We start from the raw sequence: 23,311 nt of genomic DNA on the forward strand, positions 1-23,311 counted from the left end.
TTTTTTCGTATGTCTGCAGCCGTGTCCGCCTCGCTGCGCGGACCGGTTCGCCCAGTGCGGTCGCCGACCGCGGAAGTGACGGTGTTCGTTTGTACCCTGACCACGTGACGGACGGGGAACGTCCCGGCAACGGCCGGGCAGGCGAGGAGCGCGGCTCGCGCAGCGGGTCGGGATGGTCGCGCGGCGATGACCAGCGGGGACGGCGCCGCGACGGCGCCGACCGCACGCGTCGTGACGACCGGGGCAACCGCAGCGGCGGCGACCGTGCGCGCGACGACCGGGGACGTCCGGGCGAGCGCCGCACCGAGGGCCGCTCCTGGTCCGACCGGGGCGGACGCGACACCGGCCGGCGCGACAGCGGCTTCCGCGGCGACGACCGCTCCGACCGCGGGCCGCGTCGCGACGACGACCGTCGCCCCGCCCGTGACGACGACCGCCGTTCCGGTGGCACCGGCCGGCGTGACTCGTTCCGGGGTGGACGCGAGGACCGCGGTGGCCGGCCCTCCGCGGGCCGTGACGACCGCCGTCCCTACCGTGACCGCGACGACCGTGGCCCCCGTCCGCAGCGCGACGACGACCGCGGCGGACGCTCGTTCCGGGACCGCGACGACCGCGCCGGTCGTCCCTCCTCCGGCCGTGACGACCGAGGTGGCCGATCGTTCTCCGGTCGCGACGACCGTGGCGGTCATTCCTTCCCCGGTCGCGACGACCGCGGGGGACGTCCGTCAGGGGACCGCGACGACCGTGGCGGCCGTTCCTTCGGCGGCCGTGACGACCGACGGCCCGCCCGTGACCGTGACGACCGTGGCGGGCCGTCCGTTCCGCGGCGGTGACGACCGCGGCGGTCGCCCCTCCGGGGACCGTGACGACCGCGGTGCCCGCTCCTTCCGCGACCGCGACGACCGCGGCGGCCGTTCCTTCGGCGGCCGGGACGACCGTGCCCCTCGTCCGCAGCGCGACGACGACCGCGGTGGCCGTTCGTTCCGCGACCGTGACGACCGCGGTGGCCGCCCGTCCGGTGACCGCGGTGCCCGCTCCTTCCGGGACCGTGACGACCGTGGCGCCCGTCCGCAGCGCGACGACGACCGTGGCGGCCGTTCGTTCCGTGATCGCGACGACCGGGCCGGCCGCCCGTCCCGGGACCGTGACGACCGCGGCGGCCGTTCCTCGGGCAGCCGCGACGACCGTGGTGCCCGTCCCTACCGCGATCGCGACGACCGTGCGCCGCGCGGCCGGGACGACCGCGGTGACGACCGGCGCGGCTCGTTCCGGGACCGTGACGACCGTGGGCCCCGTCCCCAGCGCGACGACGATCGTGGTGCCCGTCCCCACCGGGACCGTGACGACCGCGCGCCCCGCGGTCGCGACGACCGCGGCGACGACCGGCGCAGCCCGTCCCGGGACCGTGACGACCGCCCGTACCGTGCCCGGGAGGAGCGCCCGTCGCACGACCGCCCGTCCGAGCGGTCCGCGGCCGTCGAGCCCGAGGACGTCGCGCAGTCGGACGCTGTGCGGGCCGAGCCGGCCGGTGACGCGCCTGCCGTGACGCCGTCGACGACCGACACGCCGGAGTCGGCCGCCGCGACCGGCGGCACCGCCTCCGACACCCGGGTTCCGGAGACCTCGCCCGCGGAGGCGGCCGGCGCGCCGGTCACCCGCGACGAGCGCACCGACGACGCGGGCAGCACGGACAGCACCGCGCCCGACGCCCCCCGGACCGACAGCGGGGACCGGACCGGCACCCCCGTGACCGACTCCCGTGGGGCCGGTACCGAGGCCGACGCCGTCGACCACGCCGGGACCGCCCCGGGCACGACCGGGTCCGACGGCGACACCGCCGACGGTCCGCGCACGGACCGTGCCGAGCGTCCCGTCGGGCGCGACGAGCGTCGCCCGCTCCGTGACCGTGACGACCGTGGCCCGCGCCGGGAGCGCGACGACCGTGGCCCGCGCGGCGGCGGCCGGGACGACCGGGGCCCGCGCTCCGGCCGTGACGACCGCAGGCGCGACGACCGGGGCCGGAACGACCGTGGGCGCGACGACCGTGGGCGCGACGACCGCCGTGACCCCGACGCCCGTCCGCGACGGGCGATCCCGGAGTCGGCCGAGCGGACCTTCGTCGCCGAGCCGGACCTGCCGGACTCGGTGACGGCCGCCGAGCTCGACCCGAGCGTGCGCCGGGACCTGCGCGGCCTCCAGAAGGAGACCGCCGAGGTCGTGGCGCGGCACCTCGTCGCCGCGGGGCTCCTCGTCGACGAGGACGCCGTGCAGGCGCTCGAGCACGTGCGCTACGCGCGGCGCCGGGCGTCCCGGATCGCCGTCGTCCGGGAGGCCGCCGGCATCGTCGCCTACCACGCGGGGGAGTGGAACGAGGCCCTCGGCGAGTTCCGCGCCGCCCGCCGGATGGGCGGCGGACCGGGGCACGTGCACGTCATGGCCGACATCGAGCGCGCCCTCGGCCGTCCCGAGCGTGCACTCGACCTGGCCCGCAGCCCGGAGGCCCGCGACCTCGGCCACGAGGAGCGGATCGAGCTGCTCATCGTCGCCGCGGGAGCCCGGCGCGACCTGGGTGAGGCCGACGCCGCCGTCGTCGGGCTCCAGGTCCCCGAGCTCGACGCGGTCCGCCGCGACCCGTGGAGCGCGCGGCTGTTCTACGCCTACGCCGACAACCTGCTCGCCGCCGGCCGGGAGTCGGAGGCCGTGCAGTGGTTCGTGCACGCCCACGACGCCGACCAGCACCGGGAGACCGACGCCGCCGCGCGGATCGCCGAGCTGACCGGTGACGAGCTCGAGGGCGCCGACGACGAGCTCTCCGTCGGCTGGGAGGACGAGCCCCCGGCCGCCGACGACCACGCCGGGGCGTCGTACACCGACGCCCCGGCACCGTCCGCTCGGATCGACGCCGACGCCGACGCCGACGCCGACGACGCAGCCGACGTCGACCACGCAACCGACGCCGCAACCGACGCCGCAACCGACGCCGCAACCGACGCTGCTGTCGACGCCGCCGGCGACCCCGGCGCCGACGACGCGTCCGGGACCGAGGCCCCGGGCGTCGACGGGACCGACGAGGGCGGGACGGGCGACGTCCGCGGCGACACCGACGGGGACGCCGTGGCCGAGGAGCCGGACGCCTCCGGGGCAGCTCCCTCCGCGGACCACCGGCAGGGCCCGGACACCGGGGCCGGCGACCGGTGACCGACGACCTGCTCTCCCGCCACGACGTCCTCCTGGCCGACCTCGACGGCACCCTGTACCGGGGCCCCGAGGTCGTCCCGGGGGCCGTCGAGGCGGTGCGTGGGGCGGCGGACCGCGGCGTGCCCACGGTGTACGTCACCAACAACGCCTCGCGCAGCCCCGCCGACGTCGCGGCGCACCTCGCCGAGCTCGGCTTCCCGGCGCGCGTCGAGGACGTCCGCACCAGCTCGCAGGCCGCGGCCGCGATGCTCGCCGAGCAGCTCCCGCCGGGCGCGCGGGTGCTGGTCGTCGGCACGTCGGCGCTGGCCGACGAGGTCCGGGCCCGCGGGCTCGCCGTCGTCGGTGACGCCGAGGGCGCGGACGCCGTCGTCCAGGGGCACTCGCCCGACACCGGGTGGCGGATCCTGGCCGAGGCGGTCGTCGCCGTCCGGGCCGGAGCGCTGTGGGTCGCCTCCAACGTCGACCCCACCCTGCCGACCGAACGCGGGCCGCTGCCCGGCAACGGCTCGATGGTCCAGGTCGTGCGCACGGCGACCGGCGCACGGCCGCAGGTGGCGGGCAAGCCCGCCGACCGGCTGCTCCGCGAGGGGTGCGGCGACGCGCAGGCCCCGCTCGTCATCGGGGACCGGCTCGACACCGACATCGAGGGTGCCAACGCCATGGGTGCCCCGTCGCTGATGGTCCTGACCGGGGTCAGCGGCGCGGCGGAGCTGCTCGCCGCCGCCCCGGAGCTGCGGCCCACCCACATCGGCGCCGACCTCGCCGCGCTCACCCGCCCACCGGACGAGCTGGCCCCCGGGCCGCGGCCCGGCTGGGACGTCCGCGCCGACGGCGGCACGCTCGTGCTGTCCGGCGACGGCGACGGCCCCGAACCCACGGTGGACGCGCTGCGTGCCCTGTGTGCGGTGGCCTGGGAGCAGGGCGTCCAGGACGTCCGTGCCGACGGTGCGGCCGCGGCCGCGGCGCTGGCGGACCTCGGCCTGGCGGAGCGGCCAGGGCGGTGACGCCGCGTCGCGGCCGCAGTCGGGACCGTCGGCTACCGTGGCGTCAGAACCCCGTCCCCGGAGATCATCCATGAGCGTTCCCGCACCCGGACCCCGTCCGGGCGACCCGCGGCCCCAGCAGGACCGCCCGGTCGCGGCCCTGCGTGCCGAGGTCGACGCGGCCGTCGCGGCGCTCGACGCGCTGGACGACCGTCCGGTCTCCGAGCACCCGGCCGCGTTCGAGCGGGTGCACGCCGCGCTCGGCCGCGCGCTGAGCGCCGGCTCGGAACGGGAGTGACGATGGGTCCCACCCGTGCCCGGCTGGACGCCGAGCTCGTCCGCCGCAAGCTCGCCCGCTCCCGCGGCCAGGCCGCCGAGCTGATCGCCGCGGGCCGGGTCGTCGTCAACGGCATGCCGGCGGCGAAGCCCGCCACCGTGGTGGACCGGGACGCACCCGTCCTCGTCCGCCCGGACGACGACGGCGAACCCGACTGGGCCTCCCGCGGCGCCAAGAAGCTGCTCGGCGCCCTCGACGCGTTCACCGGCGTCGACCCCGCCGGGCGGCGCTGCCTCGACGCGGGCGCCTCCACCGGCGGCTTCACCGACGTGCTGCTCACCCGCGGGGCGGCCGAGGTCGTCGCCGTCGACGTCGGGTACGGCCAGCTGGTGTGGCGGCTGCAGTCCGACGAGCGCGTCCACGTGCACGACCGCACCAACGTCCGGGCCCTCGAACCGGAGCAGATCGGCGGGACGGTCGACCTGACCGTCGCCGACCTGTCGTTCATCTCGCTGCGCACCGTGCTGCCGGCCCTCGCCGCCTGCACCGCGCCCGGAGGCGACCTGCTGCCCATGGTGAAACCACAGTTCGAGGTCGGGAAGGACCGGCTCGGCTCCGGCGGGGTCGTGCGGGACCCGGGCCTGCGCACCGAGGCGCTGCACGGGGTCGCGACCGCCGCCGCCGCGGCCGGGCTGCACGTCCTCGGCGCGACCGCGAGCCCGCTGCCCGGCCCGTCGGGCAACGTCGAGTACTTCCTGCACCTGCGCCGGCCCGCCGACGGCCCGGCCGGCGTCGCCCCCGAGCAGCCCGAGCTCGCGCCGATGCTGGCCACCGCGGTCGCGGACGGCCCCGCATGAGGGACATCCTGCTGGTCCTGCACACCGGGCGGCCCACCAACCGCAAGACCGCGCTGCACGTGATGGGCGAGCTCGGGCGCCTCGGCCTGCGCACCCGGGTGCTCGCCGACGAGTGGGCCGAGCTCGCCGCGGACCCCGATGTCCCTGTCGGCTACGAGCCCGTCCCGGTCCCCGGTAGCCCCGAGTGCGCCCGCGGCGCCGAGGCGGTCCTGGTCCTCGGCGGTGACGGCACCCTGCTGCGCGCCGCCGACCTCGCCCGCCACGCCGGCGTACCGCTGCTGGGCGTCAACCTCGGCCACGTCGGCTTCCTCGCCGAGGCCGAGGAGGACACCCTGCCCGAGGCGCTGCAGAAGCTCGCCGACGGCGACTACGAGGTCGAGGAACGCACCACCCTCGAGGCCGTCGTCACCGCCGCCGGACAGGTGCTCGGCCGGGCCTGGGCGCTGAACGAGGCCGTCGTCGAGAAGACCACCCGCGGCCGCATCCTCGAGGTCGTCCTCGAGGTCGACGGCCGCCCGGTGTCCTCCTTCGGCTGCGACGGGGTGCTCTGCTCCACCCCGACCGGCTCCACCGCCTACGCCTTCTCCGCGGGCGGGCCGCTCATCTGGCCGCAGGTGCAGGCGTTGCTGGTGGTCCCCAGCAACGCACACGCCCTGTTCGCCCGGCCGATGGTGATCGCGCCGGAGAGCACCGTCGCGATCGAGGTGTCCGCCGACGGCCCGTCCGCCGTGCTGGACTGCGACGGCCGTCGCACCGTCGCGGTGCCGCCCGGGGCCCGGGTGGAGCTGCGGCGCGCGTCGGAGCCCGTGCGGATGGTGCGCCTGGCCGCGCAGCCCTTCGCCGACCGGCTCGTCCGCAAGTTCGACCTGCCCGTCCGGGGCTGGCGCGGGGCCCGGACCCAGCCCCCGGGTTCGAACACCTGATCGACCGTTCGGCGCACGGGAACATCCGTTCGGTGCCGTTCGCGTGTCGGGGCTCGAACGCTGTCGGTGTTCGAACGTATGGTCCCACGCATGTTGTCCGAGATGCGGATCCAGGGCCTCGGCGTGATCGACGACGCGACCCTGGAGCTCGACCCGGGCCTGACCGTGCTGACCGGCGAGACCGGCGCCGGGAAGACCATGGTCGTGACCGGGCTGAACCTCCTCGGCGGTGGCCGCGCGGAGTCCTCGCGGGTGTCGGCCGGGGCGAAGCGCGCCGTCGTCGAGGGCCGGTTCGCGGCCTCGCCGGGGGCGCTGGAGCTGGCCGAGGAGGTGGGCGCCGAGGCCGACGACGACGGGTCGCTGATCGCGGCCCGCACCGTGTCGGCCGACGGGCGCTCCCGGGCCCACCTGGGCGGGCGGTCGGTGCCCAACGGGGTGCTGGGCAGGCTCGCCGAGACCCAGCTCGCCGTGCACGGCCAGAACGACCAGCTGCGGCTGCTGCGCGGCTCCGACCAGCGGGCCCTGCTCGACCGCTTCGCCGGGGACCCCGTCGCGGTCCCGCTGGCCGCCTACCGGGCGGTGCGCACCGAGTGGCTGCAGGTGGTCACCGAGCTCGCCGAGCGGCGGGACAACGCCCGCCGGCTCGCCCAGGAGGCGGACCTGCTGCGCCACGGTCTGGCCGAGATCGAGGCCGCCGACCCGCAGCCCGGTGAGGACCGCGAGCTCGTCGAACAGGCCCGCCGGATGGCCGAGGCCGACGACCTGCGGGCCGCCGCCGAGAGCGCACACCTCGCACTGTCCGGCTCGGACGACGGCGAGGCCCCCGGCGCCGTCGGGCTCGCCGGGCAGGCCAAGGGGCTCGCCGAGGGCAGTGGTGACCCCGCGCTGGAGGAGCTCGGCCCGCGCCTGACCGAGGCCATCGCGGTGCTCGCCGACGCCGCGGCCGAGCTGTCCGGCTACCTCGACCGGCTCGACGCCGACCCCGAGCTGCTGTCGCGCGTCCTGACCCGCCAGGCCGAGCTCAAGGCACTCACCCGCAAGTACGCCGCGGACACCGACGGCGTGCTGGCCTGGGCCGCCACCGCCCGCGACCGGCTGTCCGGGCTCGACACCTCCGACGAGGCGCTCGCCGAGCTGTCGGCCCGCCGTGACGCGCTCGCCGGTGAGCTGGCCGGTCACGCCGCCGCGATCACCGCGGCGCGCACCGCCGCCGCGTCCCGGCTGGCCGAGGCGACCACGGCGGAGCTCGCCGGGCTCGCCATGAAGGACGCGACGTTGCAGGTCGGCGTGCAGCCGCGGCCCGCCGCCGACACCGGGCCGGTGCTCGAGGTCGGCGGGCGGCGCTGCCAGGCCGGGTCGAGCGGCGTCGACGAGGTCGAGATCCGGCTCGTCCCGCACGCCGGGGCGGTGGCCCAGCCGCTGCACAAGGGCGCCTCCGGCGGCGAGCTGTCCCGGGTCATGCTGGCCCTGGAGGTCGCGCTCGCCGGTGCCGACCCGGTGCCGACCATGGTGTTCGACGAGGTCGACGCCGGCGTCGGCGGCCGGGCCGCGGTGGAGATCGGCCGCCGGCTCGCGCAGCTGGCGGCCCGCCACCAGGTCATCGTCGTCACGCACCTGCCGCAGGTCGCGGCGTACGCCGACCGGCACCTCGTGGTGCAGAAGGCGTCCGGGGCGGGGGTCACCCGCTCCAGCGTGCGTCGGCTCACCGAGGAGGAGCGCACCGGGGAGCTGGCACGGATGCTGGCCGGGATGGACGACACCGACACCGGCCGCGCGCACGCCGAGGAGCTGCTCAGCGCCGCGACCGCGCACCGGGAGGCCGACCGCGCGGCGACCCGGCCCGCGGACCTGGCCGAGGCCCGGTCGCGTCGCGCGCAGTCCCGGCGCGGCCGGACCGCGCAGGACACGGAGACCGGCGTCGCGACCGCGGCGGCGGAGGGGGCGGTCCCCGGGCCGCGCGGCACCGACTCCCGCGGCACCGAGTCCCACAGCGCCGACCCGGACGGCGCCGCGGACCGTCCCGCCGCCGCGTCGCGGCGCCGCCGGGTCGCCCGGGCCGGCTGAGCGGGCCCGGCCGACGGCCGCCCGGGCGGCGTGTCGTCGCTGTGGGTGAGCGGCGCGGTGCTCCGGTCGCCGCCACCCGGGGTGCGACGGGGGATCGTCCGGGCCGGTGACGTCGCGGTCTCGCGCGGCGTGCCTGCGTGGTCACGGACGCCCCACCTGTCACAGTGCGCCACATGAAGCTGTCCGGCCTGCTGCACCGTTCCCGACCGGAGCTGCCGGGCCTGACCGGCCCGGCCCGCGCCGACCGCCGTATCGAGTCGGTGCTCCGGCGCCTGCGCCCCGGCGACATCGCCGTGATCGACCAGGTCGACCTGGACCGGGCGACCGCGGACGCGCTCGTCGCCGCCCGGGTCGCCGCGGTCGTCAACGCCGCCCCGTCGATCTCCGGCCGGTTCCCGAACCTCGGCCCGCAGGTGCTCGTGGAGGCGGGCATCCCGCTCGTCGACGACTGCGGTCCCGACACCCTGCGCGCGGTCAAGGACGGCATCCGGGTGCGGCTGCACGACGGCGTCCTCTACACCGGCGAGCAGCCGCTGTGCGAGGGCCGCGAGCAGACCGAGGACACCGTCGCCGACGCCCTGGACGAGGCCAAGCAGGGCCTGACCCACCAGCTCGAGGCGTTCGCCGCGAACACCATCGAGTTCATGCGCCGCGAGCGCTCGCTGCTCCTCGACGGGCACGGCGTCCCCGAGGTCGACGTCGCCCTCGACGGGCGGCCGGTGCTCGTCGTCGCCGCCGGGTTCGAGCACCTCGCCGTGCTGAAGCGGCTCAAGGCCTACATCAAGGAGTACCGGCCGGTGCTCGTCGGCGTCGGGGCGGGAGCGGACGCGCTGCTCAACGCGCGCCACCGCCCGGACCTCATCGTCGCCGACCCGTCCGAGGTGTCGAACCAGGCGCTGACCAGCGGCGCCGACGTCGTCGTCCCGGCCTTCCCCGACGGGCACGCCCCGGGGCTGCACCGGGTGCAGGACCTGGGTGCCAGCGCCGTCACGTTCCCGTCGATGGCCAACCCCGAGGACCTCGCCCTGCTGCTCGCCCACCACCGCGGCGCCTCGATGATCGTCACGGTCGGGCTGTCGGCGTCGATGGGGGAGTTCCTCGACCGCGGGCGGTCCGGCAGCAACGCCTCGACGTTCCTGACCCGGCTGCAGGCCGGGGGCAGCGTCGTCGACGGCGCGATGATCGCCCAGATGTACCGGAGCCGGACCTCGTTCGCGCCGCTGCTGCTGCTCATCGCGGCCGCGGTGGTCGCGGTCGTCGTCGCCGTGCTCGTGTCCGGCGGCGGCCCCGCGGTGCTGGAGTGGATGCGTGGCGTGCTGGAGAGCGTGCGGGCCCTGGTCGCCGGATGGTTCCCGGCGTGATCTCGCGGCGCCACCACCGCATCGCCCTGGTCGCGGTGTTCGTGCTGGCCCTCGCGGCCGGGTTCGTCCTCGCCGTCGTCGGTCTGCCGCAGCGCATCGCCGACGTCGCGGCCTCGGGGACGGACACGGGCGAGACCGCCCGGCTGAGCGTCGAACGCGACACCCTGGCCGCGCAGCTGCACGCCAGTGACGAGTTCGCGGGCCGCGTCGGGCCGGACCTGGTGCGCGGGGCGCTCACCGGGGTGCCCGTGACCGTCGTCGCGCTCGGTGCCGACCCGGCCGACACGCGCGCGGTCGCCGAGCTCGTCGTCGCCGCGGGGGGCAGCGTCGCGGGGGAGGTCGTGCTCACCCCGGCCGTCACCGACCCGGCCCGCGCCGACCAGCTGCGCGACCTGTCCGCGCGGCTGCTGCCGTCGGGGGCGCAGCTCCCCACGGCCACCGACGCCGGTGCGCTCGCCGGGGGGCTGCTCGGCTCCGCGCTGCTGGCCCCGCCCGACGGCCCCGCACCCGACCCGGACGGGGCCGGCGCGGTGCTCGCCGGGCTCGCCGGTGGCGGCTTCGCCGAGGCCCCGCAGGGCAGGCCCGCGGCCGGACGGGTGGCCGTCGTCGTCACCGGGGCCGCGTACTCCGGTGTGGACGCCGGCGCCTCGGCGTCCACCGCCGCGGCACTGGCCGCCGAGCTGGACCGTCGTGGTGCGGGGGCCGTGCTGGCCGGGCGGGACGCCGCGGACGGTTCGGCCGTCGCCGCCGCCCGCGCGGCCGGGGCCGGTCCGGTGGGCCGGCTCGCCACCGTCGACGGCGTCGGCACCGGTGCCGGGCGGGTCGCGACCGTGCTCGCGCTCGCCGAACGACAGGCAGGAGGCACCGGCCGCTACGGTTCCGGGGCCGGAACGGTGGGGCCGGTTCCCGCCGCCCCTTGACCGATCGGTAGGCTGAAACTCCGTGCAGACTCGCGCCACCCGTCATCTCTTCGTCACCGGTGGGGTCGCGTCCTCGCTGGGTAAGGGCCTGACCGCCTCCAGTCTCGGTCAGTTGCTCACCGCGCGCGGGCTTCGCGTCACCATGCAGAAGCTCGACCCCTACTTGAACGTCGACCCCGGGACGATGAACCCGTTCCAGCACGGCGAGGTCTTCGTCACCGAGGACGGTGCCGAGACCGACCTCGACGTCGGCCACTACGAGCGGTTCCTGGACCGCGACCTCGCCGGGCGGGCCAACGTCACCACCGGCCAGGTCTACTCCGAGGTCATCGCCAAGGAGCGCCGCGGCGAGTACCTCGGTGACACCGTCCAGGTCATCCCGCACATCACCAACGAGATCAAGGACCGCGTCCTCGCGATGGCCGAGCCCGACGCCGAGGGCCTGGCCCCCGACGTCGTCATCACCGAGGTCGGCGGCACCATCGGCGACATCGAGTCGCTGCCGTTCGTCGAGGCCGCCCGCCAGGTCCGCCACGAGGTCGGCCGGGACAACTGCTTCTTCCTGCACGTGTCGCTGGTGCCGTACCTGGCGCCGTCGGGCGAGCTGAAGACCAAGCCGACCCAGCACTCCGTCGCGGCGCTGCGCAACATCGGCATCCAGCCCGACGCGGTGGTCCTGCGTGCCGACCGGGAGATCCCCGAGGGCATGAAGCGCAAGATCTCGCTGATGTGCGACATCGAGCTCGACGGCGTCGCCGCGTGCCCGGACGCCCCGTCGATCTACGACATCCCGAAGGTGCTGCACGGCGAGGGCCTCGACGCCTACGTCGTGCGCCGGCTCGGGCTGCCGTTCCGCGACGTCGACTGGACCGTGTGGGGTGACCTGCTCGACCGCGTCCACCACCCGCGGGAGACCGCGACGATCGCGCTGGTCGGCAAGTACGTCGACCTGCCCGACGCCTACCTCTCGGTCACCGAGGCGCTGCGGGCCGGCGGCTTCGCCCACCACGCCAAGGTCGCGATCCGCTGGGTGCCCTCGGACTCCTGCGAGACCCCGGCCGGTGCGGCCGAGGCGCTCGACGGCGTCGACGGAGTGCTCATCCCCGGCGGCTTCGGCATCCGCGGCATCGAGGGCAAGCTCGGCGCGATCACCCACGCCCGCACCCGGCGCATCCCCACCCTGGGGCTGTGCCTGGGCCTGCAGTGCATGGTCATCGAGACCGCGCGCACCGTCGCCGGCCTGGAGGACGCCAGCTCGACCGAGTTCGACCCGGAGACCGCGCACCCGGTGATCTCGACGATGGCGACCCAGCGCGACGTCGTCGCGGGCGAGCGGGACATGGGCGGCACCATGCGCCTGGGTGCCTACCCGGCGGTGCTGCAGCCCGGCTCGGTCGCGGCGAAGGCCTACGGGTCGCGCGAGATCTCCGAGCGGCACCGGCACCGCTTCGAGGTCAACAACGCCTACCGCCAGCAGCTCACCGAGGCGGGCCTGGTGTTCGGGACCTCCCCGGACGGGACGCTGGTCGAGTTCGTGGAGCTGCCGTCGTCGCAGCACCCGTTCTTCGTCGGGACCCAGGCGCACCCCGAGCTCAAGAGCCGCCCGACCCGGCCGCACCCGCTGTTCGCGGCGTTCGTGAAGGCGGCGCTGCGCTACCGGGCCGAGGACCGGCTGCCGGTGCACCTGCCCGGCCGGGACAACACCGACGCCGACGACGCCGAGACGGTCGAGGGCGACGACGTCGCCGTCGCTGCGGGCGGCAACGGCGTGGCCCGGGCCGAGAGCACCTCCGCCCGCTGACCCCGACCGGACCGGGCCGCCGACGGTGGCCCGGTCCGGCACGGCGGCCCGGGGCCCTGCCGCCGGGCGCGGCACGCGGCCCGCACGGCCCGCGCGCCCCGCACGGGCCGGGCCCGGCGACTACTGTCCGACGGGTGATCGAACTGCGCACCCGCCGGGCGGTGACCCGGTGACCCGCCCCGGTGAGCACGACTTCCCGGTCCGCTCGGCCACCGACATCTACTCCGGCCGCGTCATGGCGCTGCGGTCGGACCGCGTCGTCATGCCCGGCGGCCGGGTCGCGACCCGCGAGATCCTGGAGCACCCGGGGGCGGTCGCCGTCGTCGCGGTGGACGAGGCCGGGCGGGTCCGGATGCTGCACCAGTACCGCCACGCCGTCCGGCGACGGCTGTGGGAGCTCCCCGCCGGCCTGCTCGACGTGGCGGGGGAGGACCCCGCGGTCACCGCCGACCGGGAGCTGACCGAGGAGGCCGGGCTGTCCGCGTCGGACTGGTCGGTGCTGCTCGACGTCGTGCCCTCACCCGGGTTCTCCGACGAGTCGGTCCGCATCTTCCTGGCGCGCGAGCTCGTCGAGAAGCCCCGCCCCGACCTGGGCGACGACGAGGAGGCCGACCTGGAGCTGCGCTGGATCCCGATCGCCGAGGCCGTCGGGATGGTGTTCTCCGGCGAGATCGTCAACGCGGTGTCCTGCGCCGGGCTGCTCGCGGCCCGCGCGGTGCTGGCCGGGGAGTTCGACCCGCGCCCGGTCGACGCCGAGTGGGCCGACCGCCCGTTCCGCTTCGCCCGCCGCGCCGACGAGTGATCCTCCGCCGCGGCGACGGGTGACCGCGGGCGGCGGCGACGGGTGACCGCGCCGGGTCGCCGGGAGACGGTCCGCCGGGCCGACGGGTGTCCGCCCGGCCGCGCCGACGGGCGACCGCGCCGGGCGGTGGTCAGGGCCGCAGCGGGCGTCCCTCCGGGTCCCGGGGCGACCCGGCGAGCACCACGATCCCGTCGACGAACGACCAGATCGCACCGATCCCGAAGGTCAGGAACGTGACCAGCAGCTGCGCGACGGCCAGACCGGTGTGGCCCGAGTAGAACCGGCCGATGCCGAACGGCAGGAACAGCTGCAGCAACCCCGCGACGATCTTCTGCTTGTCCGAGTACGGCAGCCCCGAGTAGGGCTCGCGGCCGTACGGCGCGGACGGGTCGTAGCCGTAGGGCCCGTAGGACGGGGGCCCGGGGTGCGGCGGGTAGGCCGCGCCCGGGTGCTGCTGCCCGGACGCCCAGCTCGGCGCCCCGGCGGCCCACGCCGGCCCGCCGGGGAACCCGCCGCCGGGGGACATGCCCGCGGGGCCGACGTCCGGGTACGGCCCGGACGGGTACGTCCCGCCGGGGTACCCCGCGCCCGGGTAGCCGGGCGTCCCGGGGGCCGGCCACGGCGGGCGGGGCCCCGCGGTCGTCGGCGACGGGTCCGGGTAGGGGCCCGCCGCGGGGTGACCCGACGGATCCGGGTACGGGGTGGCCCGGGTCGGGCCGGGGACCGCGAAGCGCGCGGTGCGCTCGGCGTCACCGTCGTGCCCGTCGTCGTGGGCGCCCGGGGAGCCGGTGCCGGTGGACGTCCCGGTGCGCGCGGTCGCGCCGGTGGTGGCCGGACCTGGGGCGGCGGCATCCGCCGCGGTCGGACCGGTGGCGGTGGGACCGGTGGTCGCGGGATCCGCACCGGCGGGACCACCGCTCGGGTCGTCGCCGGCGGCGGACGGGTCCGTCGGCACCCCGGTGAGCGACGCCGGGTGCGGCTCGGGCAGGTCGGTGAACAGGGCCGCCAGCTCCGACCGCGTCGTCGCCGCCCGGGCCCGGCGCACCCGCGCGTCGAACGCGTCGACGTCCAGCGCCCCGCCCGTGTAGTGGCGGGACAGCGCCCGCACCGTCTCCTCCTGCTCGGCGTAGCCGATCGGGTCCGCGCTCATACCCCGACCGTAGCCGCGTTCAGCTGTGGAACAGCACGCTGCGACACGCGAGATGCAGGGCGAGGCGCTCGTCCGGGTCGGCGAGGTCGACGCCGAGCACGTGGCGTACCCGTTCGATCCGGGTCGCGACGGTGTTGCGGTGCACCCCGAGCACCGCCGCGGTCTCGGTCAGCGACGACTCGGCGTCCAGGTAGGCGGTCAGCGTCGTCAGCAGGTCCCCGGGCCTGCCCTGCAACGGTTCCAGCATCGACCGGGCGGCGGGCAGGAACGTGTCGGTACGGGTCCAGGCCAGCAGCAGCGCCCCCAGGCCGAGCCGGTCGACGTGGACGAACCGGCCGCTGGTGGTGCGTTCGGCCGCCAGCCGGGCCGCGTCCCCGGCCTCGCCGAGGGTGCGGGCCAGCCCGCCCGCACCGCGGTGCACCCGGCCCACCCCGGTCGAGGTCGGCAGGGACTCGCGCAGCAGCCACTGGGTGCGCCGCGCGGCCGTCGCGTGCTGCTGCAGCTCACCGGCGGTGGGCTCGTGGTCGAACGTCGTCCAGGCGCTCCACCCCGGCCCCTGCTCGACGACGACCGCCCGCAGCCGCGCCGTCTCCACCGCCCGCAGCACCTGCTCCCGGGCGGCGACGACGTCCACCGAGGACGGCACGTCGATCCGCAGGCCAGCGTGCCAGCCGTCCAGCGACCAGCCCGCGTCGAGCGCGCGCCGCCGCAGCCCGGCGGGGAGCGGGTCCCCGGCCTGCAGGATCTCGGCGAGCAGCGCCGTGCGCAGCCGCGCGTCGCGCTCCACGGTGAGCCGCTGCTCGGCGAGGCGCTGCCGCACCGAGTTCGCGGCGACCGCCAGCGCCGCCCGCAGCGCGGCGGTCTCGGCGGGCACACCCTCCGGCTCCGCGACGGCCAGGCGGCCGTCCGGCGGGCCCGGCCCGAACGTCACCTCCAGCAGTGCCGCCCCGGGAACGGGCGGCGGGGTCGCCGAGCCCGTCGCGTCCGCACCCGCGACGACCGAGCCGCCCGGGTCGAGCAGCCACACCGGGCGTCGCCAGGTCCGGGCGAGGTCCGCGACGAGGTCGTCGACGCCGCCGTGCGGGACCCCGCACACGGTCGCCGTCCGCCCGACGAGTGCCGCGACCACCTGGTCGGGTTCCTGCAGCAGCCGGGTCGCGGTCAGCGCGGCGGCCAGCGCGTCCGGGGCGCCGAGCACCGGCAGCCCGATCCGCCCGGCGAGCAGCCGGCTCGCCGGGTGCAGCGGATCGTCCCCGGCGAGCAGCACCGCGGCGGCCCCGGCCGCGACGGCGCGGCGCAGCAGCACGTCCAGGTGCCAGTCCTCGCGCGGCGCGGACACCGCGACCGTCAGCAGCGCCGCCCGTGCGTCGCCCGGGTCGGCGTGCAGGTCGGCGACGGTCACCACCCGCTCGATGCCCGCCGCGTCCGGTGCGGGCCCGCCCAGGGTGGTCACCGCGGCCCAGTCGGGGTGGGCGAGCAGCCCGGACAGCCGCAGCCCGCCGGTCACCGTCGTGCCTCCGGTCCGGGGTGGGCCGCCGCGGGGCTGGACGGCGCGGGGACGGACGGCGCCGCGTGTGGAGCCGTCGCAGCCGGTCCCAGGCCGAACGCCTGCGGGCCGACGTGGACGGCGGCGTCGGGACGGGACGCCCACCACGGCGGGGCGGGCAGCACCAGGACCAGCACGTCGTCGCCGGAGCGGACGGCGTCGGCGGCGATCGGCGCGGCCGAGCGACGGTCCAGCAGCACGATCACCTCCGGCGACGCGGCCACCGGCTCCCCGTCGGCGAGCACCAGCAGGTACTCGTTCTCCGCCTCGATCCGCAGGACCCCGGTGCCGGGCGCGTCGACGGTGACCGCGGCCCGCCCGAACCGGCCGACGGGGGAGCGGCGCACGTCCACCACCCGGCCGCCGCCGACCGGGTGCCCGCCGAGCGCGTCGGCGACCCGGGCCGGTGCCGGGGTGTCACCGAGCCCGGCGTGCGCGCGGCCCAGCCCCAGCGCGCGGCCCAGCGTGCCCAGGCAGGCGTCGCCGAGCGCGGCCGAGGCCGGTGCCGGCGCCATCACGGCCCCGGCCCAGCCGCCCGCCTGGGCGACGAACGCCCGCACGGTCAGCTCGGTCGACACCGGGTCCCCACCGTCGACGACGACGGTCTGCCCGGCCGGCTCGGCCAGCGCCATCGGCGTCACCGCACCCCCGGCGACGACCCGGGTCAGCTGGTCGACCCGGGGCAGCGCGCGCCCCATCAGGTCGGCGTCGACCAGCGGCAGCCCCAGCTGGTGGGCCAGCGGCAGCGGCAGCACCCCGTTCAGGCCGGCCGCCTCGAACGGCATGACCGCGGCCGGCTCGACCCCGGTCCAGCGGACCAGCGCGCGCACGGCCGCGGGCAGCTCGTCGCCCGAGGGCAGCTTCTCGCCCAGCACCCGGGTGCCGCCGAGCATCCCGACCGGCAGCACCGGGGCGTCGCCGAGCTCGGCGGGGGAGCGCAGCCGGACCGGGCCCGCCGCCAGCACCGAGCGCAGCACGTGGGCGTACACCCGGGCGTCGCCACCCCCGCCGGAGCCCAGCAGCAGCACCCCCGTGACGAGGGCGTCGACGTCGCCTGCGGTCACCTCCACGACGGGGATGCTGCCAGGTCAGACCCGGTCCGCGGCGCCCGCTCCCCGCGGGACGGCGGTCTCCAGCGGCACGAACGGCACGTCCAGCCCGAAGCAGGCCGGCCCGAACACCGCGAGGGCCTCCGGCGTGCGCATCATGTCCGGCGTCGAGATCCCGACCACGACGACGCGCTGGCCGTAGCGCAGCGCCTCGGTGGTGATCGGCTCCCCGGACTCGGCCTCCAGCACGCAGATGAGGTCCGGGACGACCGCGACGGTGGTGTCGTCGACGGTCGCGACCAGGGTCTCGTTCTGGAAGACGGTGCGGAGCTCGGAGCCGCCGTCGAACGCGGTGAACCGCGCGGTGCCGCGGGCGAACCCGTCGACGGTGCGCCGCTCGACGTCGGAGACCTTGCCGGCGAACAGCACCCGCAGGTGCCGGTACAGGGTCGGGGCGAGGGTGTCGGCGATCGCCCCGACCGGGTCGCCCAGCTGCTCGCGGGCCTCCCGGATCGCCCGGCCCAGCCGCAGCGCCAGGGTGAGGGTGTGCGGGATCGCGGTGCGGCGCACGTCCGCGCCGGACATCGGGTACTCCGCGATCAGCGCCGACCCGCCCATCCGGATGGCGGCGCCGCGCGCCAGGTGCTCCATGCGGTGGTTGTCGGTGCCGGTGTCGATGAGCACCGACTCGCCGTGGTCCCCGGCGACGACCATCGGGGACCCGGACACGCCGTACACCCCGAAGGTCTCCATCTGCAGCTCCGGGAACGCCCGGCCCATCCCGTCGCCGTCGATCACCGGAAGCCCGGTCCGGGCCGCGACGAGCAGCGGGATCATCGAGTTGATGCCGCCGCACTCCATCGGGATGGTCGCGTCGGCGGTGCGCCCGAGGTGCTGCTCCAGGCGGCGCAGGGCGAGCACCGGCTCGTCGCCGCGGGGGATCTTCTCGATCATCACCGTGGGCGCGCCCATCATCGCCGTCGCGATGACGAACAGGTCGTCGGGCAGGTCGGCGGGGTCGGCCGGGTCGAGCACGGTGACCGGTCCGTGATCGCGCATCGCCTGCTCCACCATGAGCCGCCCGATGTAGGGGTCCCCGCCGCCGCCGGTGCCGAGCAGCGCGGCGCCGCGGGCGAGGTCGGGCAGGTCGTCCGGGGTCAGGGTCCAGCTCATACCGGCGCTCCGTCCGTCACGGTGTCGTGGACCCGCACGGGGTCGGTGTCGTAGCCGAAGTACCGCGGTCCGACGACGGCGATCGCCTCCGGGGTGTGCCAGCGCGGGTCCGCGGGGGCGGCCAGCACGCTGACCCGGTGCCCGAAGCGCAGCGCCTCGGTGGTCACCGGCTCCCCCGTCGCGGTGTCCAGCACCATGATCAGGTCCGGGGTGGTGACGACGGTCGTGCCGTCGACCTCGGTGATCAGGTGCTCGTTCTGGAACCGCAGGACGCAGCCGCCGGACAGCGTCGCCGTCCCACGGGCGAACCCGGTGGTGGTGCGCCGCTCGACGTCGACGACCTTCCCGGTGTGCACGACGCGTCCGCCGACCTCGGCGGCGGCCGCCGCGACCGGGTCGGTGAACCCGGCCCGGGCACCGGCGATGGCGCGCCCGATCCGCACGCAGAGCCCGAGGGTGCCGCGGATCATCGTCTCCCGCGCCCGGGCGCCGTTCATCGGGTAGTTCGAGATGATCGCGGTGCAGCCCATGGTGATGGTCATGCAGCGGGCGAGGTCCTCGGCCCACTTCGCGGTCGGGCAGTCCAGGATGCCGGTGTTGCCCTGCTCGTCGGTGATCGACATCGGGGTGGCGGGGACGCCGGCGATGCCGGGCAGCACCATCTGCAGCTCGGGGAACGCGCGGCCCATGCCGTCGCCGTCGACCAGGGGCAGCCCGAGCATCGCCGCACCGGCCACCGGGATCGTGGAGTTGATGCCACCGGCCTCGATGCACGCCACGTGGGTGGGCGTGACCCCCAGGTGCGCGGCGAGCGCGGTGACCGCGCGACCGATCTCGTCGTAGGCGGGCAGCTTCTCCACGCTCACCGTCGGCGCCCCCATCTGCGCGACGACGAACACGGCGGCGTCGTCGGGCAGGTCGGCGGGGTCGACGAGCGGCACCGGTCCGTGCTCGCGCAGCGCCCGCTCGGCCAGCAGCCGTCCCAGGTAGGGGTCGCCGCCACCACCGGTCCCCAGCAGCGCCGCGCCGCGGGCCAGTGCGGGCAGGTCGTCGGCGGTCAGCATCGCCGTCACCGGGCCACCGTCCGCTCCAGGCGCAGGTCGCCGACCGCCTTCGCGCGGATGCGGGTCGCGTTGCCGGGCAGGTAGGGGATGGGGACCTCGTCGAAGTCGACGAGCGCGACCGAGTCGGGGTCCGCGCCGGAGGCGACCGCACGGTCCACGGCCTCCTGCTTGGCGGCGTCGACGACGGCGTCGCGGCGGCCGGGCTCGATCGCGTACACCCGGTCGACCTCGCCGCCGACCTGCGCGATCGCCGCGCCGATGGCGTTGGCGACGGCGAAGTTCTCCGGGCGGTGCACCGCGCCCAGCCCGGGGAACGCCTCGGGCAGCAGCACCGACCCACCGCCGACGGCGACCACCGGCAGCGGGTCGGCGGAGATCCGCATCCGGTCCACGACGTCGGCGACGTCGGAGGCGATCCGGTCCAGCGCCGCGGTCACCAGCTCCCGGGACAGCCCGGCGACCAGGGAGCCGTCGCCGATGTCGGCCCGGCCCGCCGCGACGGCGATGTCGGTCGCGGTCAGGGTGTCGCCGCCGAACACCAGCGCCCGCTCGGTGAGCCGGTAGCCGACCGAGTCCGGGCCGACGGTGGGCCCGCCGGACCGCTCGGGGGAGCCGGTGCGGACCAGGGAGCCGCCGCCGATGCCGACGCTGAGCACGTCGGGCATCCGGAAGTTGGTGCGCACCCCGGCCACGCTGACCTCGACGGCGGCCTCGCGCGGGAAGCCCGCGGTCAGCACGCCCACGTCGGAGGTGGTGCCGCCGACGTCGACGACCGCGCAGGTGCCCAGCCCGGACAGCACGGCGGCGCCGCGCATCGAGTTCGTCGGACCGGAGGCGAACGTCGCCACCGGGTAGCGACGGGTGTAGCCGACGTCCATCAGGGTGCCGTCGTTCTGCGACAGGTACAGCGGCGCGGTGATGCCCTGGCCCTGCACCGCCCCGGCGAGCGCGTCGACGATGTGCGCGGCGAGCTCGCGCAGCGCGGCGTTGACGATCGTCGCGTTCTCCCGTTCCAGCAGCCCGACCCGCCCGATCTCGTGGGACAGCGAGATCGGCACGTCCGGGCCCAGCTCCTCGGCGATGATCTCCGCGGCGGCCAGCTCGCACTCGCTGGTCACCGGGGAGAACACCGAGGAGATCGCGACCGAGCGGACGCCGTGGGCGGCCATGTCCGCGGCGTGGCGGCGCAGCTCGTCCGGGTCGAGCGGGGAGATGCGGCGGCCGTCGAACTCGTGGCCGCCGTGGGCGAGGTAGCCGCGCCCGGCGATCGCGTCGACCAGCCGCTGCGGCCAGTCGACCATCGGCGGCAGCGCCGCGGTGGCGGGCAGGCCTAGGCGCAGCGCGGCGGTGGGGGCGAGCCGGCGGGCCTCGACCAGGGCGTTGACGAAGTGCGTCGTCCCGATCATCACGGCGTCGACGTCGGCGGGGGAGAACGGGTGGTCGGCCTGCAGCCCGGTGAGCGCGCCGACGATGCCGGAGGTGACGTCGTCGGTGGTCGCGGACTTGACGGCGGCCAGCACCCGGACACCGCCGGACGGGGCGTCGTCGAGCAGGACGGCGTCGGTGTTGGTGCCGCCGACGTCGATGCCGATGCGCATGGAGTGCTCCTTCGGTGGTGCCGCGCCGCCCGCCCGTGACGTGACGGGCGGGCGGCGCGGAGTGCGGGTCAGGACGTGACGGCGGGGGCCGCGGCCCGGTCCGGCTGCTCGGTGCGGCTGACGCCGATCCCGCGGAGCAGCCCGAGCCGCCCGGCGACGACGTAGAGCACGAAGGCCGCCACGATCGAGTTCACGCTGGGCAGACCGGCGTCGACGAGACCGCCGAGCAGGGCCGACGCGGCCCAGATGACCAGCGTCGCCGGGACCCAGGTCGGCGAGGTGGCGGGCAGCGCACCGGTGGCCCGCGCCGCCTCCAGGTCACCGCGCCAGCGCTTCACCACGAAGTACTCGGCGACCATGATCCCGGCGATCGGCGGGAACACCACGCCCAGCACCGACAGGAACCCGGTGAACAGGTCGAGGATGCCGCCCGCGGCCAGCAGCGAGCCGACCACGCCGAGCGCGAGGGTGACCATCGGGCGGCTCACGGTGCGCCCGAGCACGGTGCCCGCGAAGTTCACCACGCCCAGCCCGGACGAGTAGAGGTTCCAATCGTTGATCTTGAGGGTGCCGAGGATGATGATCAGCGTCCCGACCCAGCCGACCGACGACGTGACGATGGTGATGATGTCGTCGGAGCGGATGGCGTGCGCCAGCAGCACACCGGACATGCCGATCACGTACTCGCCGAGGGTGAACCCGACGACGGTCTGCTTGACCACGTCGGCGGAGGTCCGGTTGAACCGGGTCATGTCCGGGGTGATGATCGCCCCGACGATGAAGCCGCCCGCGACCAGCGTCGTGCCCTCGACCAGCGAGATCGACGGCCCCGGCGGCGGGCTCGCCATGAGCGCGCCGACGTCGTGGCCGAGCAGGGCGCTGCCGATCGACCAGCCGACCAGCACCAGGAACGCCGGCACGGTGATGTAGGCGACCCACTGCATCGAGCCGAAGCCCCACAGCACGATCATGGTGACGACCAGGCCGAACACCAGCGACCACGCCCAGACCGGCAGCCCGCCGATCAGCGTGACCAGGCCCTCGGCCGAGACCCCGGACTGCACGCCGAACCAGCCGACGAGGCTCACCCCGATCGCGACGCCGATCAGCGCGCTGCCGCCGTGGCCGAAGCCGGTCCAGCGGGCCAGCAGCGAGGTGTTCAGCCCCTCCTTGCAGCCGATGATCCCGACGCCGATCGAGACCAGCTCCAGGATCACCGCGCCGAGGGTGAAGGCGAGGAAGGCGTCCCAGAACCCCATCCCGAACCCGAGTGTCGAGCCGAGCAGGAACTGGCTCAGGGCCGACACCTGCCCGAACCGCTGTACCGCCACGCTCCACCACGAGTACCGGGCGTGCTCCGGAACCCTGGTCAGGGCGTAGTCGTCCGTACCGACCCCACCGCTCATCTCGGTCTCCTCTCGGCTGGTTGCGGGAACGGTAGGTGCAGGTCAGAGCCCGGTCACGGGGCGATGTGCCCGGTCCGGGGCCGACCACTGTGCAGACTGCCCTTACGGGCCACCGCGCGACGGCCGTCCTAGGCTCGGCGCATGCGTTTCGGACTCTTCGTGCCCCAGGGCTGGCGTCTCGACCTCGTCGGCATCGACCCCGCCGCCCAGTGGGACGTGATGCGCGGCCTCGCCGAGCACGCCGACCGCGGCGACGTCTGGGAGTCGGTCTGGGTCTACGACCACTTCCACACCGTCCCCGCGCCCACCGACGAGGCCTGCCACGAGGCGTGGAGCCTGATGGCCGCCTTCGCCGCGACGACCGAGCGGGTGCGGCTGGGCCAGATGTGCACCTGCATGGCCTACCGCAACCCCGCGTACCTGGCGAAGGTCGCCGCCACCACCGACGTCATCTCCAAGGGCCGCGTCGAGATGGGCATCGGCGGCGGCTGGTACGAGCACGAGTGGCGCGCCTACGGCTACGGCTTCCCCCGGCCCGGCGAGCGGCTCGGCATGCTCGACGAGGGCGTGCAGATCTTCGCCCAGGCCTGGCGCGAGGGCCGGGCCACCCTGCACGGGAAGCACTACACCGTCGACGACGCCATCGTCGCGCCCCGCCCGCTCCAGGACGGCGGCATCCCGCTGTGGATCGCCGGCGGCGGCGAGAAGGTGACCCTCAAGATCGCCGCGAAGTACGCGCAGTACACCAACTTCGACGGCACCCTCGACGGCTTCCGGCACAAGTCGGCGCTGCTCGCCGACCACTGCCGCGACGTCGGCACCGACTACGACGCCATCGTCCGCTCGGCCAACTACAACGTCGCGATCGGGCACACCGAGGCCGAGGTGGAGGAGCGGCTCGCCCGGCTCGTCGCCCGGCTGGAGCCGATCGTCGGTGCGGAGAAGGCCCAGCGCGCGCTGGGTGCGTTCCGCGGGATGCCCGGTGTCGGGACCCCGGAGCAGATCGTGGAGAAGCTCTCCGCGCTGCAGGCCGTCGGCATGGGCTACGGCATCTTCTACTTCCCCGAGGCCGCCTACGACCGGTCGGGCATCGAGCTGTTCGAGCGCGAGGTCGTCCCGGCCCTGCGGGACTGACGGTG

General features: G+C 76.3%; 19 protein-coding genes. 12 read left to right on the forward strand and 7 right to left on the reverse strand.

Going from position 1 to position 23,311, the window contains the following annotated elements; translation table 11 throughout:
- Positions 1-104: 104 nt before the first annotated feature.
- The 11 genes from DMP17_RS29440 to DMP17_RS29490 all read left to right on the forward strand — a co-directional run bounded on the left by DMP17_RS29440 (position 105) and on the right by DMP17_RS29490 (position 13,186).
- Positions 105-833, forward strand: coding sequence for a hypothetical protein (locus DMP17_RS29440; protein WP_337831195.1), 729 nt, complete (start codon positions 105-107; stop codon positions 831-833).
- A complete protein-coding gene (locus DMP17_RS29445; RefSeq protein WP_337831196.1) occupies positions 790-3,198 on the forward strand; it encodes a hypothetical protein in 2,409 nt (802 codons plus the stop codon). The genes DMP17_RS29440 and DMP17_RS29445 overlap by 44 nt, the downstream gene beginning before the upstream one ends.
- Positions 3,195-4,202, forward strand: a complete 1,008-nt coding sequence (locus DMP17_RS29450; RefSeq protein WP_226356513.1) for an HAD-IIA family hydrolase — start codon at positions 3,195-3,197, stop codon at positions 4,200-4,202. The genes DMP17_RS29445 and DMP17_RS29450 overlap by 4 nt, the downstream gene beginning before the upstream one ends.
- 70 nt (positions 4,203-4,272) lie before the next feature.
- Positions 4,273-4,479: a hypothetical protein gene (locus DMP17_RS29455; RefSeq protein WP_337831197.1), complete on the forward strand. Its 207-nt coding sequence runs from the start codon at positions 4,273-4,275 to the stop codon at positions 4,477-4,479.
- A gap of 2 nt (positions 4,480-4,481) precedes the next feature.
- Positions 4,482-5,315, forward strand: a complete 834-nt coding sequence (locus tag DMP17_RS29460) for a TlyA family RNA methyltransferase (protein WP_226356514.1) — start codon at positions 4,482-4,484, stop codon at positions 5,313-5,315.
- Entirely contained in the window at positions 5,312-6,238 is a 927-nt protein-coding gene (locus DMP17_RS29465; RefSeq protein ID WP_226356515.1) for an NAD kinase, read from the forward strand. The genes DMP17_RS29460 and DMP17_RS29465 overlap by 4 nt, the downstream gene beginning before the upstream one ends.
- A 90-nt stretch (positions 6,239-6,328) precedes the next feature.
- Complete coding sequence (gene recN, locus DMP17_RS29470) at positions 6,329-8,302, forward strand: DNA repair protein RecN (protein ID WP_337831198.1); 1,974 nt, start codon at positions 6,329-6,331, stop codon at positions 8,300-8,302.
- A gap of 173 nt (positions 8,303-8,475) precedes the next feature.
- Entirely contained in the window at positions 8,476-9,663 is a 1,188-nt protein-coding gene (gene steA / locus DMP17_RS29475; RefSeq protein WP_337831199.1) for a putative cytokinetic ring protein SteA, read from the forward strand.
- On the forward strand, positions 9,660-10,583 hold the full coding sequence (locus DMP17_RS29480) for a copper transporter (protein ID WP_337831200.1): 924 nt from the start codon (positions 9,660-9,662) through the stop codon (positions 10,581-10,583). Before steA ends, DMP17_RS29480 begins: the two co-directional genes overlap by 4 nt.
- A gap of 22 nt (positions 10,584-10,605) precedes the next feature.
- Entirely contained in the window at positions 10,606-12,384 is a 1,779-nt protein-coding gene (locus DMP17_RS29485; RefSeq protein ID WP_226356519.1) for a CTP synthase, read from the forward strand.
- A gap of 169 nt (positions 12,385-12,553) precedes the next feature.
- On the forward strand, positions 12,554-13,186 hold the full coding sequence (locus tag DMP17_RS29490; RefSeq protein ID WP_073575225.1) for an NUDIX domain-containing protein: 633 nt from the start codon (positions 12,554-12,556) through the stop codon (positions 13,184-13,186).
- A gap of 130 nt (positions 13,187-13,316) precedes the next feature.
- Here DMP17_RS29490 and DMP17_RS29495 read toward each other — a convergent pair whose 3' ends face one another.
- The 7 genes from DMP17_RS29495 to DMP17_RS29525 all read right to left on the reverse strand — a co-directional run bounded on the left by DMP17_RS29495 (position 13,317) and on the right by DMP17_RS29525 (position 22,172).
- Positions 13,317-14,336: a DUF1707 domain-containing protein gene (locus DMP17_RS29495; RefSeq protein ID WP_337831201.1), complete on the reverse strand. Its 1,020-nt coding sequence runs from the start codon at positions 14,334-14,336 to the stop codon at positions 13,317-13,319.
- A gap of 19 nt (positions 14,337-14,355) precedes the next feature.
- Positions 14,356-15,843 (reverse strand): PucR family transcriptional regulator, encoded by a 1,488-nt coding sequence (locus tag DMP17_RS29500; protein ID WP_337831202.1) that lies wholly within the window; start codon positions 15,841-15,843, stop codon positions 14,356-14,358.
- On the reverse strand, positions 15,840-16,952 hold the full coding sequence (locus tag DMP17_RS29505; RefSeq protein ID WP_337831203.1) for a DUF917 domain-containing protein: 1,113 nt from the start codon (positions 16,950-16,952) through the stop codon (positions 15,840-15,842). Before DMP17_RS29505 ends, DMP17_RS29500 begins: the two co-directional genes overlap by 4 nt.
- Positions 16,953-16,970: 18 nt before the next feature.
- A complete protein-coding gene (locus tag DMP17_RS29510; RefSeq protein ID WP_337831204.1) occupies positions 16,971-18,104 on the reverse strand; it encodes a DUF917 domain-containing protein in 1,134 nt (377 codons plus the stop codon).
- Entirely contained in the window at positions 18,101-19,168 is a 1,068-nt protein-coding gene (locus DMP17_RS29515) for a DUF917 domain-containing protein (RefSeq protein WP_337832747.1), read from the reverse strand. Before DMP17_RS29515 ends, DMP17_RS29510 begins: the two co-directional genes overlap by 4 nt.
- Before the next feature lie 5 nt (positions 19,169-19,173).
- Positions 19,174-20,766 (reverse strand): hydantoinase/oxoprolinase family protein, encoded by a 1,593-nt coding sequence (locus DMP17_RS29520; protein WP_337831205.1) that lies wholly within the window; start codon positions 20,764-20,766, stop codon positions 19,174-19,176.
- A gap of 68 nt (positions 20,767-20,834) precedes the next feature.
- Positions 20,835-22,172 (reverse strand): purine-cytosine permease family protein, encoded by a 1,338-nt coding sequence (locus DMP17_RS29525; RefSeq protein ID WP_337831206.1) that lies wholly within the window; start codon positions 22,170-22,172, stop codon positions 20,835-20,837.
- 141 nt (positions 22,173-22,313) lie between these two features.
- Here DMP17_RS29525 and DMP17_RS29530 point away from each other — a divergent pair, with 141 nt between their 5' ends.
- Positions 22,314-23,306: an LLM class F420-dependent oxidoreductase gene (locus DMP17_RS29530; protein ID WP_337831207.1), complete on the forward strand. Its 993-nt coding sequence runs from the start codon at positions 22,314-22,316 to the stop codon at positions 23,304-23,306.
- Positions 23,307-23,311: the final 5 nt, after the last annotated feature.

It is taken from the genome of Pseudonocardia sp. TMWB2A (genome assembly GCF_017312135.1).

Coding starts and splice junctions, on each gene's coding strand:
- steA (WP_337831199.1), top strand. CDS start 8,476: ATGAAGCTGTCCGGCCTGCTGCACCGTTCCCGACCGGAGCTGCCGGGC.
- DMP17_RS29510 (WP_337831204.1), bottom strand. CDS start 18,104: ATGAGCTGGACCCTGACCCCGGACGACCTGCCCGACCTCGCCCGCGGC.
- DMP17_RS29520 (WP_337831205.1), bottom strand. CDS start 20,766: ATGCGCATCGGCATCGACGTCGGCGGCACCAACACCGACGCCGTCCTG.
- DMP17_RS29465 (WP_226356515.1), top strand. CDS start 5,312: ATGAGGGACATCCTGCTGGTCCTGCACACCGGGCGGCCCACCAACCGC.
- DMP17_RS29515 (WP_337832747.1), bottom strand. CDS start 19,168: ATGCTGACCGCCGACGACCTGCCCGCACTGGCCCGCGGCGCGGCGCTG.
- DMP17_RS29455 (WP_337831197.1), top strand. CDS start 4,273: ATGAGCGTTCCCGCACCCGGACCCCGTCCGGGCGACCCGCGGCCCCAG.
- recN (WP_337831198.1), top strand. CDS start 6,329: ATGTTGTCCGAGATGCGGATCCAGGGCCTCGGCGTGATCGACGACGCG.
- DMP17_RS29460 (WP_226356514.1), top strand. CDS start 4,482: ATGGGTCCCACCCGTGCCCGGCTGGACGCCGAGCTCGTCCGCCGCAAG.
- DMP17_RS29530 (WP_337831207.1), top strand. CDS start 22,314: ATGCGTTTCGGACTCTTCGTGCCCCAGGGCTGGCGTCTCGACCTCGTC.
- DMP17_RS29495 (WP_337831201.1), bottom strand. CDS start 14,336: ATGAGCGCGGACCCGATCGGCTACGCCGAGCAGGAGGAGACGGTGCGG.
- DMP17_RS29525 (WP_337831206.1), bottom strand. CDS start 22,172: ATGAGCGGTGGGGTCGGTACGGACGACTACGCCCTGACCAGGGTTCCG.